Here is a 12,277-nt window from a genome sequence, read left to right on the forward strand (position 1 = left end):
GCCAGCCGGGCGGGCCGCCTCCGGAGGAGGGGCCCGCCATCTATGGCCTAATCGCGGGCCAGATGCAAGCAGAAGACAGAATCCTTCCCGTTCCCGCGCCTCTGGCCCCGTCGCCCGCCGATTTGCCGCACCTGCCGCCTTCCGAGGCCGAGGACGCTACGCCGGACACTCCCTTCGAATCCTTCTTCCGTGAACCGGAGCTGGCGCAGCAGGCCCCCTTGGCCTGGGCGCTGACCCAGCGCCAGCCGCTGATCGACGCGGTGCGCGGCCTATTGGGCGGTCCGCAGGCGGTCGCCCGGCTGCGCCTGTGGTGCTTCATGGAACTGGCCAGCCAGCCCCAGGGCCGACTGCAGCGCGAGGACATCCAGCAACTCTTCCATGTCCTCAAGCCCGAGGCGCTGGACATGGCTCTGCGCCGTCTGCGCGAGCTGGGCCTGCTGGTCTGGGACACGGGCAGCCAGGACTACCGCCTCTCACCACTGGCGCAGCAGGTGCAGGGTCTGCTCGCGCCCCTGACGCGTTCGGGCGACGCGGACGACGAAGAAATGGCCGCCCTGTTGGCCCAGGTGGCCGGCGCCCAAGCCCTGGGCCTGGCCGACGCCAGCCAGCTGCGCCATCTGCACGCCCAGCTCACGCGCCTGCATGACGAATTCGCCGAGGCCATCACCAGCGGCTCCGAAGCCCGCCTGCGCGCTGCCGCGCCGCGTTTTGATCGCGCCCTGACCCTGGTCGCTCGCGCGGGCGAGGCGCTGACCGCCCTGATTCGCGGCGACGCGCGCGGACCGGGCTCGAACGATGCCGCGGGCGAGGCCATGCAGGACGTGGCCGACGCCCGCCTGGAACGCGAGGCGCGCGCCCTGGGCCAGGCCCAGGCCCGCCTGCTGACCATGGCCAGCCAGTTCACCCGCGCGCTGCAGCAGGCCGACCGCCAGCGCGTCACCCTGGGCAGCACGGGCGTAACCAGTTCCGATGTGCGAGCCTGGCTGCAAGCGCAGTTGCAGCAGCATGGCCCGGCCTTCGGCCAGTTGCTCGAAGACGCCCTGGCCAGCACCGTGCGCCCGGTCTTCGTCAGCCCGCACGACCTGCTGGACGTGACCGAAGCCGAATTCGAGCGCGACCGGCCCGACCCCGACCGGCCCCAGGGCCTGCCGCCCGCCGTCGCCGCGCAGCCCGGCACCATGGAGACCCTGCGCATGCCCACCGAGCTGGATGACTTCATCCACAAGCTGGCGGCCTGGAACCAAACCGCCGCCCGGCCGCACGATCTGCAAGAGGCGGTGCTGGGCGAGACCGACGCACAAGCCCCCGGCGCGCAGGAAGGGGCGGGCACCGCCGGCACCGGCCGTTACGCCCAGGCCTCCTACCGCATGCAACTGCTGCCGCTGCTGGGCGATGCCCAGGCCCGCACGCTCAAGGGCCAGACCGGCGACTTCGCACGCTCGCCCTGGCGCGTGGCGCTGAGTCCGCAAACGCGCACCTTGTCCGCGCAGGAGGGGGGGCCGGTCGCCACCTTGAGCGAGGGACAGCTTTACCCCGAAAATACGCAGTTCCCCGAAACCGGCCCCGACGAATCTTCCACCCCATGACCGTTCCCCTGGACGATGCCGCCGTGCTGGCGGCGCAGCTGCTGGCCCGACGCTGGCTGCCGCGCCAGCATCCCCTGGTCAAGCGCGCCCTGATCGATGCCGAGCTCTGGCAGGCCGTTCAAGATCGCCTGGCCCAGGTGGGCCTGAGCCTGGTGGACAACCTGCACGCCGACCACGTGGCCGTGGCCCTGCGACGCGAGGCGCAGAGCGCTGTCTTCGGCGAAGCGGGCTTGAACGCCAACAACAATGTGGACCTGCCGCGCGACGCCGTCTCCCTGCTGGTGGTGCTGTGGTCGCTGATCGTCTTGCCCAAGCGCGAGCGCCAGGCCGCGCGCGCGGGCAACGAGGACGATGGCCAGAACGAGATGTTCCGCGCCGACAAGCCCCTGCCCACGGCCGCGCAAGTCAGCCCCCTGATTTCCTACAAGGCCCTGCTGGCCGACTTTGGCGAACAGCTCGGCCGCAAGCTGCGGCTGGACACCAACCTCAAGCGCCTGGAAGCGCAGGGCTTCATCACCCGCAAGGGCGACGACATCGCCGAAGGCCCGCTGCTGGACCTGCTGCTGGACTACGACACCCTGGCGCCGCGCATCCTGGACGGCGTGGTGGGCGAGGTGCTGGCCCGCGCCAAGGCCGCGGCGCCTTCCGCGACTCCCGCCACGCCTTCCGTGTCCTCGGACGCGACACCCCCGGAGGCCCAGGACTGATGTTTCACCTGCAAAGCCTCGAACTGCTGCACTGGGACTACTGCCAGCGCCTGACCCTGCCGCTGGACGGCGCCATCATCACCGTGGCCGGGCCCAATGGCTCGGGCAAGACCACGCTGCTCGATGCCATGCGCACCCTGCTGGGCCTGGAATGCTCGGGCGGGCGCAGCTACAAGACCTACGCGCGCCACGCCAAGGCCGACACCGCCTGGCTGCGCGCCACCGTGGACAACCTGCCGCGCAACCGCCAGGCCGCCAGCCGGCCCTTCGCGCGCAACCTGCTGTACACCGACCAGGTCACGCTGGTGTGCCGCATCGAGCGCAACGGCGGTGACTGGCAACGCCGTTACGCCATGGTCGAGGGCGACATGCCCATTGAAGAACTGGCCCAGAAGCCCGAGAAGGAATGGCTCGGCATCGAGCACTGGAAGAAGCGCCTCGAAGGCGCGGGCCTGTCGCGCGCCATCGCCCGCGTGCTGGCGCTGGAGCAGGGCCAGACCGACCGCCTCTGCGAGTACTCGCCCAAGGAATTGCTGCGCCTGGTCTTCGACGTGTTCGGCGACCAGGAGGTGCTGGACCGCTACGAAGAAGCGCGCCAGCACCAGCGCCAGCTGAGCGAGGAGGTTGAGGCCGCGCAGCGTGAACTCACGCACGGCCAGGCCCAGCTCGCCCAGTTGGAGGCGCGCGCCAACCTCTACCGCCAGCACCAGGCCAAGCTGCGCGAGCGTGAACAGCTCGCCACCGAAATCATCCCCGTGCTGGCCTGGGCCGAGGAACGGCAGGAACTGGCCGGCAAGCTGCGCGAGCTGCACCGCCAGCGCCTGCACCAGGCCGGTGAAGCGCGCCAGCGCGCCGACTACAAGCGCCGCTTGCTGGACGCGCTGCAGGCGCAGCAAACCGCCGAACAACAGGTGGGTCTGCTCAAGACCCAGCGCGACGAGGCGCAGACCACACTGGACGAAGCCCGCGCCGCCGAGAAACCGGTGGAGCACTTGCTCAAGCAGGCGCAGGAGTTGCAGGAACTCGCCGCCGTCGAAGGCGACGCCGCGCAACTCGCCCAGCGTCTTGCCGAGCTGGAAGCCGCCAAGGCCACGCTGGCCGCCGACTGGCAGCAGGCCAAGGCGGACCGCGTCAAGGCCCAGGCGGCGTTGGATGCACTGCAAGGCCAACGCCTGGCTCCGCCGCCGCCCGAGGTGCAGCGCTTTCTGCGCGTGCTGCGCGGTGAAGGCATCGCCCACCACGTGCTGGCCGACGTGGTCGAGATCACCGACGAACACTGGCGCGCCGCCGCCGAGGGCGTGCTGCGCGGCGCGCGCTGGGTGGTGGTGCTGGACCAGGCGCAGGACGAAGCCCGCGCCCTGGCCCTGGCCGAGCGCGAGCGTTACCGCCACTACCTCGTCGCGCAGGCCGAGGCCGCGCCGACCAAGCCCGAGGCACACAGTCTGCTGGCCGTGCTGCGCTTCTCGGCCGCCGTGCCCGCCTGGCTGCTCAAGCAGCTGGCGCAGATCCGCCGCGTGGACAGCACGGCGGAGGGCCTGAAGCTGGGCGCTGGCACCGAATGGATCACGCCCGAAGCCTACTGGCGCGACGCGCGCGGCGGTCGCAGCGTCTGGGTGGACCCGGCCCAGCACCAGTTCGGCGCCGCGGCCCTGACGGCGCGGCGCGCGTCCATCGAGGCGCGATTGGCGCAGCTGGACGCGCAACTGACACAGACCGCCCAGCGCCAGACCGACACCCAGCGCCAGCTCGACGCCGCCAAGGAGGCCAGCAAGGGCCACCGCGCCGCCGAGGAGCTGGCGCGCCGCAGCGAAGAATTCGCGCAGGCGCGCGAGCAACTGCCGGCGCTCAAGCAGGCCCGCGTCCAGGCCGCGCAGCGCTGGCAGACGCTGGATATGCAACACGGCACGGCCCTGGGCGCCTGGAAGGACGCGCAAGCGGTGTACCGCGACACGCAGAACCGCCTGAGCGACAGCGAGCGTGCCGCCGAGAAATACGAGCGCGAGTGGCGCGAGCGTTATGACACGCTGCACGAACGCGCCGCGAACTCACGCGCGGCCCGCCGCCGCTTCCCTGCGCGCTGGATCGCCGCGGCGGCCCTGGCCGAGCTGCGACTGCGCTTCACCAACGCCACCCAGGCCCGCCTGCGCCGCGACGGCATCGAGCGCGAGCTGGAGCAGGGCCAGTGGGAAACCGACGCCACGGTGGAAGACAAGGTGGTGCTGATGCGCGCCACCGTCGCCGCGCAACAGCACGAGCTGGGCCAGCGCCGCGCCAGCAACGAAGCCGCCAGCGTGGCCGTGGGCAACGCGCGCGAGCGCTACATCGACGTGTTGCGCGCGACAGTGCGCCGTTACCGCAAGAACATCGTGGACCTGGGCCAGCTCGCGGGTGTGGAAGTCAACGCCGACCTGCCGCACCTGGACAATGACGACATGGTTCTGCGCCAGGCCGAGCTGAAGGTGAGCTTCAACTTCGACGGCAAGGGCCAGATCGGCCTGAACGACGGCGAGGCCTCGGGCGGGCAGCAGGTCATCAAGTCGCTCATCCTGCTGGTGGGCCTGCTCAAGGACGAGGAAAACAGCGCGGGCGGCTTCGTCTTCATCGACGAACCCTTCGCCCACCTCGACGTGCGCAACATCCAGCTGGTCGGCCACTTCCTCAAGTCCACCCGCGCGCAGTACGTGCTGACCACGCCCATCACGCACAACGTGGAAGTGTTCGAGCCGGCCGACATCACCCTCGTCACCTCCAAGAAGCCCCCGGGCGCGCGCTGGGCGCCGCCGATTGGGGTTTTGCAACGCCGCGCGGCCGCGTAGTTTAGGTCGTGCGAGCCGGCGCGCCCGTTGAAAGACACTGTTTGAATCGAAGGAGCAGACCATGAGCCATCCCACATCCCTCCCGCAACGCCCACTCGGCCCCTTCCAGGTCTCCGCGCTCGCCTTCGGCTGCATGAACATCTGCCACGCCTACGGTGCCTCGCCCACGCCCGAGGCAGCCGTGCGCTTGCTGCAGCAGGCCATGGACGCGGGCATCACCCACTTCGATACGGCGGCACTCTACGGCTTCGGCGAGAGCGAGCGCCTGGTGGGTCGTGCGCTGAAGTCGCGCCGCCATGAATTCGTGCTGGCCAGCAAGGGCGGCATGGCGGGTGTGACGGGCGAGGATGGCGTGACGCGTCGTGTGATCGACGGCCGCCCCGAGGCGCTGCGCCGCAATTGCGAGGACAGCCTGCGCCGCCTGGGCCTGGACGTGATCGACCTCTACTACCTGCACCGCTGGGACAAGAGCGTGCCCATCGAAGACAGCGTGGGCGAGATGTCCCGCCTGGTCGAGCGCGGCCATGTGCGCACCCTGGGCCTGTCGGAAGTGTCCGCGACCACGCTGCGCAAGGCCCATGCCGTGCACCCCATCGCCGCGCTGCAGACCGAGTACTCGCTGTGGACGCGCAACCCCGAAATCGCCGTGCTCGACGCCTGCCGTGAACTGGGCGTGGCCTTCGTCGCCTTCAGCCCGCTGGGCCGGGGCTTCTTGAGCGGCAAGATTGGCGGCGCGGAAGTCGCCGCCTTCGACGCCAAGGACATCCGCCGCAGCATGCCGCGCTTCACGGCCGAGCACTACGCCGCCAACGAGAAGCTGCTGCCCGCCTACCAGGCCCTCGCGCGTGAAGCCGGCTGCACGCCCGCGCAACTGGCGCTCGCCTGGTTGCTACAGAAATCAGAGCACATCATCCCGCTCTTCGGCACCACGAGCCTGGAACACACGCTGGAGAACCTGGGCGCCGCCCAGGTCAAGCTGAGTACCGACCTCATCGCCCGGCTGGAAGACCTGATCAACCAGAAGACCGTGATGGGCAGCCGCTACAACGAGCAGAGCAACCGGGAAGTGGATACGGAGGTGTTCTGAACACCGGGCGCTTTAGGCTGGATTGCGCCCTATAGAGTGCTCGTCATCGAGCCGCTGTCTAGGCCTTCAGTGAACCCGACAGCAAGACCGTCCGCCCCTGAGCGGACGGCACGGTCCGCAACAAAGCCTGGGCCACGGTAGCAGCTTCGATGGGCTGGTAGTTCGCCGGAATCATCCAGCCCACAACCCTTTGCAGCCGCGTGGCCCACACCTCGCCCGACCGCACGCGCTGCCCCAGCGCCTGCCGATTGCCCAGCAGCATCGAAGGCCGCGCGATCACCAAGCCCTGGAACGGCATCTGCGCCAGCGCCTCTTCCAGCTCGCCCTTCACCCGGCTGTAGAAGATCCGGGAATTCGCATCCGCGCCCATCGCGCTCACCAAGCCCACGCGTGTCGCGCCAGCGGCCAGCGCAGCCTTGGCCACCGCCAGATTGGCATCGAAGTCCACCGCGCGGAACGCCGCCTGACTGCCTGCGTCCTTGATCGTCGTGCCCAGCGCGAGGTACACCTCGTCGGCGTGCGGCAGGGTGGGCAGTGTGGTGAAGTCAAGCACATTGGCGGTCAGCTTGGGGTGCTGGAGCGCGGGTGCCCTGCGGCCGAGGCTGTGGACTGCAACGACGCTAGTGTCGGCCAGCAGGACGGCGAGCAGTTCCCGGCCCACCAGGCCGGTGACGCCTGCGATGATGACCGTTCGTTCATGCATGTGAGGCTTCCTTTCTTTTCGCCAGGGTAGGCGATTGATCCGATTCTAGATTTGTGTCGCCACATGCATGGTTCCTGCACGGTGGCCGAGTGCTACCGTGGCGTTGCTGGGATATGAATCGTGGGGCTGGTGTCGGCCAGGAGCGGAAGTTGAATAAATTGCCCGAAACCTGTCGTTCAATTACTCTTTTGGGGATTCACTTCGCTATGCAGTTTCCTAGAATGTGCCCAGGCAACTTCAAGAGGGTCGCTCCGCCGACAAGCCGTCCCCTCACCCCTTACCTCCAACGTTAGACGACTTCATACCTGATGGTCCGTTCAAAGATCAACCCTTGTTGGCCGAACGCCTTGCGCTGGTTTCTTGCGCAGGGGCCGGGCAGTTTCGTCCCCTGGCACTTCATCCGAGAGCCGCCTGAGATGGAATTCGCGGCAAGTGCATTTCGTCGCGAAGACATCGGCTATAGGGAAGTGTTCGTTTTTGCTCGACGTCAGGACTGCGACGACTTTGCCGGCTTGGAAGTGGTTAACGGATCAATCAGTGGTGAGGTGATCTACTTCCATCCTGTGTTCGGCGACACCTCTCGCCCGTCGCCGCGTGACTGGGACATTGTGCATAGGAGGTTCGAGGATGTCTTTGAGTTCGTCGCGGCTCAAATCGTCCCCGATATGAAGGAATGGGCGCTGACGGTAGATGCCGACGATCTATGAACGCGCCTTCTAAATTAAGTTAGGCAATCCTCAATGTCACTGAACGAATCAATCAACGATATCCGCAGGGTGCATCAGACCGGCCAAGACAAGTACACATACTTTCTTTTGGCTGCGGCAGGAGCTGCTATTGCCTTCGCCATCCAAAAAACGGAAGGTATGTTGTTGTCTTGGTGGTTGCTGCCTGTCGCAATTGCTACAGTCCTGTGGGCTGGAAGTTTTTTTTCAGGTTGCCGAAATTTGTATTGGGTTCAAGCGTCGCTTTCAGCGAACTTCAGTCTGCTTGAGCTTCACAACGGGAGTCACGCACAGCAACCGCAAAACCCCGATGAGCTTGCCACAGCACTACGTGGAGTTAACAAAGCGCTCTCACACAATACAAGTAGGGCAAAGCTATTTGGCGATTTGCAATTTCGCTTACTAATTGCTGGCGCAATCTTCTTCATTGCTTGGCGGGTTTCAGATATGGTTCGCCTCACGTTTTGTGCGCAGTTATGACACATCAGCCTAACCCCGTATATATGGACTCCCCATCAACGGCAAAAGACTGACCGATTGGGGGCCATAGGGTAAGGCGCCTGCGGTCGTATATCCGGCAGCCGGTTGGCCATGATGTTCGATCAATCTCGTCACAAAGGCAGATGGGGAACATCGAACTTAATTCATCTCAAGTTCAGGCTGGCATTACAAAGTCTGACGGGTAATCTTCCTGCTGAGCCTGTCAAGTTGGACTATCTTCCGGCGTTGATCGTCCGATTTCAACTTGGGTGACCTGCTGCTTTGGGTCGAGAGCAAACTTGTAGTTGAAAATTGAAGGGGAGTCTTCTGATGACCAGAATTTTGCGAGATTTTTGTATTTCTGTCCTCGCAATGGTGAGCTGTACGAGTTGTTTTCAACAGAACGCCAACATTGATAAAGTCACGATCGAAGAGATCGATTATTTTCAAAGATCTGTTCCAGGCTTCATAGATTTCGTAACAATTCGAGTTGCGGTCATCCCTGGTTCAATTTTTGGGCCTCCGGGCAGGGAAGAATATCTTGTAGAGCGGGCAGAAATGGGCTCTGCTGTCCCATTGGATATGAGACGGCTGCTGCAAATGGGTGCGAGCAATGCATCCACGGCGGAAAAGAATTCGGCGCTGATGGTTCAGCCTCAGGATATGCGCTTTGTCCGTTTGGGTACTTTGGCGGTAAGACCCTATACGGATGATGCACTTGGCTCTGGTAGTTTTATGGACAAGAAGAGCAGGGATTATTTGGTGCTTCTATATGCTGATCGACCTGGCCTTATCTCAGGAAATCTTTGTGCAGATAGCACAAAAGTAAATATTCATGTTTCTATTGATAGGGCGGGATTGCATTGGATCAAGATAAAGAACGTAACGCCTACACTTTATGAGTTTGAAAATGCCAATCCATCGGAGCTTGCTTTTGGTGTGCCGACCGAACCAGTGATAAGTCTCGGTCTGGTTGAAGATTTACTTTGTTTTAGTTGTTATTCGTTTGCCCCTATGGTGCTGCGGCCTCATGAGTGCACCTCTCCATCATCAGATGGCGAAAAAAATTAAATCACCCAAAGTTCCGTAGATACCTCTCCTCTGATACTCGTTGACGAATGGCTGCTGCTGCTAACAACGATTGACGGCTATGGGTCGGAAGTGTCTAGCGGTTTATATTAGGTTATGCAGCAGCCATCGATCAGGCTTGAGTCTCACGGAAGCATTCGTGGAGTTTTGCACTATGCATTCGGCGGTGAGCGCTACAGCATTTCTTACGAGCACACCGGTGACTATCAGACGGGAATCCTGGTCTTCATCAGGGATCTGGATGCTCAGCTCCAATGTGAGGAGCCACTGAAGCGACGCTCTCAGATACTGCGAGATCTTCAGGAGTGGTCAAAGAAGACCGGGGAGAGACTCACGTGGTAGCAGTAGTTCTGAATCACAGGTCATCCCAGCAGACGCCTTGCCGCGTCGCTGAATTCACTTGTTGACAGTCAGCTTACCTAGCCCATGACTGTCCGCAACGAGTCGAAAACAGAACCTGTCTTTGCAACTTGAAAGTGAATTTTTTGATGGCTAAGCTTCTACATATTGTTTTTGCTTCGGTCTTCGTGGTGATGAGCAGCGCGAGCTGCGTTCAAAAGACTTCGGATATCAAAGTCGTGGTCGAAGAGATCGACGAAGCGCGAAATCCTGTGCCGAGCTACTCCGATCTTTTGACCTTTAGAGTTGTAGTCATCGAGGGGGCAATTTGGGGGCCTCCAGGCAAGGAAGAAAATCTTCTAGAGCAGGTAGAAGTGGGTTCCGTCGTGTCACTGGATATGGGGAGATTGCTTCAGATAGGTTCGCGCTACGCATCCACGGTCACGGCAGATGCATCAAATGCAGATCTGGTGGTCGCCCCCAGGGATATGCGGTTTGCTCGGCTGGGTACTTTCCCGGCAAAACCTCTTACCAATCAGTCCATCGGATCTGGGAGTTTTCTGGACAAGCAAAGCCGGGATTTCTTGGCGCTTTTGTATGTGGATCGACCCGGCCTCATCTCCGGCACTTTGCGTGCAGGGAACGTAGAAGGAAAAGTTCACGTTTCCATTGACAAGGCGGGATTGCATTGGATCAAGATGAAGGAAGTGACGCCATTGCGTTATGAACTGGACAATGCCAATCCATCGGAGCTTGTTTTTGGTATCCAGCCCTACCCAGTGCCAAGTCTCGGACCGAGTGAATAGAAAAGAACAGGGCCTCCCGTTGTCCAAAGGGATGCCTTGGTACTGAGTGTCCTGACTTTCATCACAGAAGAGGAGCACCATGTCGCACATCCCCAAAAACACCATCTGCCTCTGGTACGAACGCGATGCCGAGGCGGCTGCGCGTTTCTACGCCCAGACCTTCCCCAATTCATCGGTCGGCGCGGTGCACCGCGCGCCGGGGGACTTTCCCTCGGGCCAGCAGGGTGACGTGCTGACGGTGGAGTTCACGGTGCTGGGCATTCCTTGCCTGGGCCTGAACGGCGGGCCGGCGTTCCAGCCCAGCGAGGCGTTTTCCTTCCAGGTGGCCACGGAGGACCAGGCCGAGACGGACCGGTACTGGAACGCGATCGTGGGCAACGGCGGGCAGGAGAGTGCGTGCGGTTGGTGCAAGGACCGCTGGGGCATTTCCTGGCAGATCACGCCCGTCGTGCTGACCCGGGCCTACACCAGCGCGGACCGGGCCGCTGCATCGCGAGCCTTCCAGGCCATGATGACGATGAAGAAGATCGACGTGGCCGCCATCGAGGCGGCGGTGCGGGGCGCGGCGTGAAGAAGTTCCTGCTGCTCCTGGTCTCGCATGGACTGGTGCTCGTGTTCGGCTTTGCCTTGGGCATCTATGTGCTGCCCATCCTCGTGGCGCCCACGGCACCGACCAACGAGCAGGCCGCGATGGCCGCGCACCCCGCGGTGTTCCAGGGCAAGTTTCGTCGCGACCTGAAGGACAGCGACATGCTGCACTGGGGGGAAGGGGAGGTGTCGGTGGGGCGCGAGCGCATCGTGCTGCTGGGTCGCCTGGCGCCTGGGCCGGATTACAAGCTCTACCTCTCACCCGAGTTCGTCGAGACCGAGGCGGATTTCCTGCGGCTCAAGCCCCAGATGCAGCGCGTGGGCGACGTGCGCACCTTCGAGAATTTCGTGGTGCCCGTGCCCGAGACGGTGAACGTCGGCCAGTTCAAGGCCGTCATCGTCTGGTGCGAGACTTTCTCGCAGTTCATCACGGCGGCGCGGTACCAGTAGAGCCAGTCGGGTCAGGCGGCCCAGCCTGGAAGCCACCGGGTCCTGAGGCCGTGGCGCCGTGGCGAACAGGAACCCGCCAGCCGTCCGGCTAAACTTCACTCAGCATGCTGAATCATCGGCCTGCATCCAGAACATCCTGACGAGAGACACGCATGACGACCCCATCCCTGCCCACCCTGATGCTCCTGCCCGGCCTGAATTGCGACGCGGCTGTCTGGGCTCCGCAAGTGGCCGCGCTCAAGAACCAGGCGAACTGCGTGGTGCCCGCCTGGGGCCTGCGTGATTCGCTGACCGCCATGGCCGAGCAGGCCCTGGCCGAGGCTCCGACGGAGCGTTTCGCCTTGGCAGGTCATTCCATGGGTGGGCGCGTGGCGCTGGAGGTGATGCGCCTGGCCCCGCGGCGCGTGACCCACCTGGCCTTGCTGGACACGGGCACGCACCCGCTGGCGGCGGGCGAAGCGGGCGAGAAAGAGAAGGCGGGTCGCATGGCCCTGCTGAAGATCGCGCGCGAGCAGGGCATGCGCGCCATGGCGCAGGAATGGGCCAAGGGCATGGTGCACCCGGACCGCATCGGGTCGCCGCTGTTCAACGAGGTGCTGGACATGTTCGACCGGGGCAGCGCGACGCAATACGCCGCGCAAATCAACGCGCTCCTGAACCGCTTGGACGCCACGCCCCTGCTCGCGAAGATTCAATGTCCCACGCTGGTGCTGACAGGCCGCGAGGACGCCTGGAGCGGCCCGGCCCAGCACGAGGCCATGGCCGCCGCGATCAAGGGCGCGCAACTGGTCATCGTCGAGCACAGCGGGCACATGACCACCATGGAGCAGCCGGAGGCGGTGAACCGGGCTTTCACTGCCTGGATATCGCGCACTTGAGTGTGGGCGTTGCGCGGAGCTAC

12 protein-coding genes are annotated in these 12,277 nt (G+C 63.9%); 11 read left to right on the plus strand and 1 reads right to left on the minus strand.

Translation table 11 applies throughout. The features are described from left to right. Positions 1-62 precede the first annotated feature (62 nt). The 4 genes from DW355_RS09795 to DW355_RS09810 all read left to right on the plus strand — a co-directional run bounded on the left by DW355_RS09795 (position 63) and on the right by DW355_RS09810 (position 6,196). Entirely contained in the window at positions 63-1,586 is a 1,524-nt protein-coding gene (locus tag DW355_RS09795; protein WP_242671101.1) for a hypothetical protein, read from the plus strand. Next, positions 1,583-2,293: a hypothetical protein gene (locus DW355_RS09800; RefSeq protein ID WP_131279679.1), complete on the plus strand. Its 711-nt coding sequence runs from the start codon at positions 1,583-1,585 to the stop codon at positions 2,291-2,293. The genes DW355_RS09795 and DW355_RS09800 overlap by 4 nt, the downstream gene beginning before the upstream one ends. After that, a complete protein-coding gene (locus tag DW355_RS09805) occupies positions 2,293-5,109 on the plus strand; it encodes an ATP-binding protein (RefSeq protein WP_131279681.1) in 2,817 nt (938 codons plus the stop codon). The genes DW355_RS09800 and DW355_RS09805 overlap by 1 nt, the downstream gene beginning before the upstream one ends. Before the next feature lie 61 nt (positions 5,110-5,170). Continuing rightward, positions 5,171-6,196: an aldo/keto reductase gene (locus tag DW355_RS09810; protein WP_131279683.1), complete on the plus strand. Its 1,026-nt coding sequence runs from the start codon at positions 5,171-5,173 to the stop codon at positions 6,194-6,196. Between the two features lie 58 nt (positions 6,197-6,254). On the opposite strand, the gene DW355_RS09815 is transcribed toward DW355_RS09810, so the two are convergent. Further along, complete coding sequence (locus DW355_RS09815) at positions 6,255-6,899, minus strand: NAD(P)H-binding protein (protein ID WP_131279685.1); 645 nt, start codon at positions 6,897-6,899, stop codon at positions 6,255-6,257. A 347-nt stretch (positions 6,900-7,246) separates the two neighbouring features. Between DW355_RS09815 and DW355_RS09820 the strand changes: the two genes are divergently transcribed. The 7 genes from DW355_RS09820 to DW355_RS09850 all read left to right on the plus strand — a co-directional run bounded on the left by DW355_RS09820 (position 7,247) and on the right by DW355_RS09850 (position 12,254). Continuing rightward, positions 7,247-7,606 (plus strand): hypothetical protein, encoded by a 360-nt coding sequence (locus DW355_RS09820; RefSeq protein ID WP_165493169.1) that lies wholly within the window; start codon positions 7,247-7,249, stop codon positions 7,604-7,606. 33 nt (positions 7,607-7,639) lie between these two features. After that, positions 7,640-8,104, plus strand: coding sequence for a hypothetical protein (locus DW355_RS09825; RefSeq protein ID WP_131279689.1), 465 nt, complete (start codon positions 7,640-7,642; stop codon positions 8,102-8,104). 330 nt (positions 8,105-8,434) lie between these two features. After that, entirely contained in the window at positions 8,435-9,175 is a 741-nt protein-coding gene (locus tag DW355_RS09830; RefSeq protein WP_131279691.1) for a hypothetical protein, read from the plus strand. 506 nt (positions 9,176-9,681) lie between these two features. Next, the gene (locus DW355_RS09835) at positions 9,682-10,338 is read left to right on the plus strand and encodes a hypothetical protein (protein ID WP_131279693.1); all 657 of its coding nucleotides are present in this window, start codon (positions 9,682-9,684) and stop codon (positions 10,336-10,338) included. Positions 10,339-10,417: 79 nt separating this feature from the next. Next, entirely contained in the window at positions 10,418-10,909 is a 492-nt protein-coding gene (locus DW355_RS09840) for a VOC family protein (RefSeq protein ID WP_131279695.1), read from the plus strand. After that, positions 10,906-11,376, plus strand: a complete 471-nt coding sequence (locus DW355_RS09845) for a DM13 domain-containing protein (RefSeq protein ID WP_131279697.1) — start codon at positions 10,906-10,908, stop codon at positions 11,374-11,376. Before DW355_RS09840 ends, DW355_RS09845 begins: the two co-directional genes overlap by 4 nt. 152 nt (positions 11,377-11,528) lie before the next feature. Beyond that, entirely contained in the window at positions 11,529-12,254 is a 726-nt protein-coding gene (locus tag DW355_RS09850; protein ID WP_131279699.1) for an alpha/beta fold hydrolase, read from the plus strand. Positions 12,255-12,277: the final 23 nt, after the last annotated feature.

The organism is Hylemonella gracilis, assembly GCF_004328645.1.
GTDB classification, from domain to species: Bacteria; Pseudomonadota; Gammaproteobacteria; order Burkholderiales; family Burkholderiaceae_C; genus Hylemonella; species Hylemonella gracilis_B.

Coding starts and splice junctions, on each gene's coding strand:
- DW355_RS09800 (WP_131279679.1), top strand. CDS start 1,583: ATGACCGTTCCCCTGGACGATGCCGCCGTGCTGGCGGCGCAGCTGCTG.
- DW355_RS09840 (WP_131279695.1), top strand. CDS start 10,418: ATGTCGCACATCCCCAAAAACACCATCTGCCTCTGGTACGAACGCGAT.
- DW355_RS09815 (WP_131279685.1), bottom strand. CDS start 6,899: ATGCATGAACGAACGGTCATCATCGCAGGCGTCACCGGCCTGGTGGGC.
- DW355_RS09795 (WP_242671101.1), top strand. CDS start 63: ATGCAAGCAGAAGACAGAATCCTTCCCGTTCCCGCGCCTCTGGCCCCG.
- DW355_RS09850 (WP_131279699.1), top strand. CDS start 11,529: ATGACGACCCCATCCCTGCCCACCCTGATGCTCCTGCCCGGCCTGAAT.
- DW355_RS09810 (WP_131279683.1), top strand. CDS start 5,171: ATGAGCCATCCCACATCCCTCCCGCAACGCCCACTCGGCCCCTTCCAG.
- DW355_RS09825 (WP_131279689.1), top strand. CDS start 7,640: ATGTCACTGAACGAATCAATCAACGATATCCGCAGGGTGCATCAGACC.
- DW355_RS09805 (WP_131279681.1), top strand. CDS start 2,293: ATGTTTCACCTGCAAAGCCTCGAACTGCTGCACTGGGACTACTGCCAG.
- DW355_RS09830 (WP_131279691.1), top strand. CDS start 8,435: ATGACCAGAATTTTGCGAGATTTTTGTATTTCTGTCCTCGCAATGGTG.
- DW355_RS09835 (WP_131279693.1), top strand. CDS start 9,682: ATGGCTAAGCTTCTACATATTGTTTTTGCTTCGGTCTTCGTGGTGATG.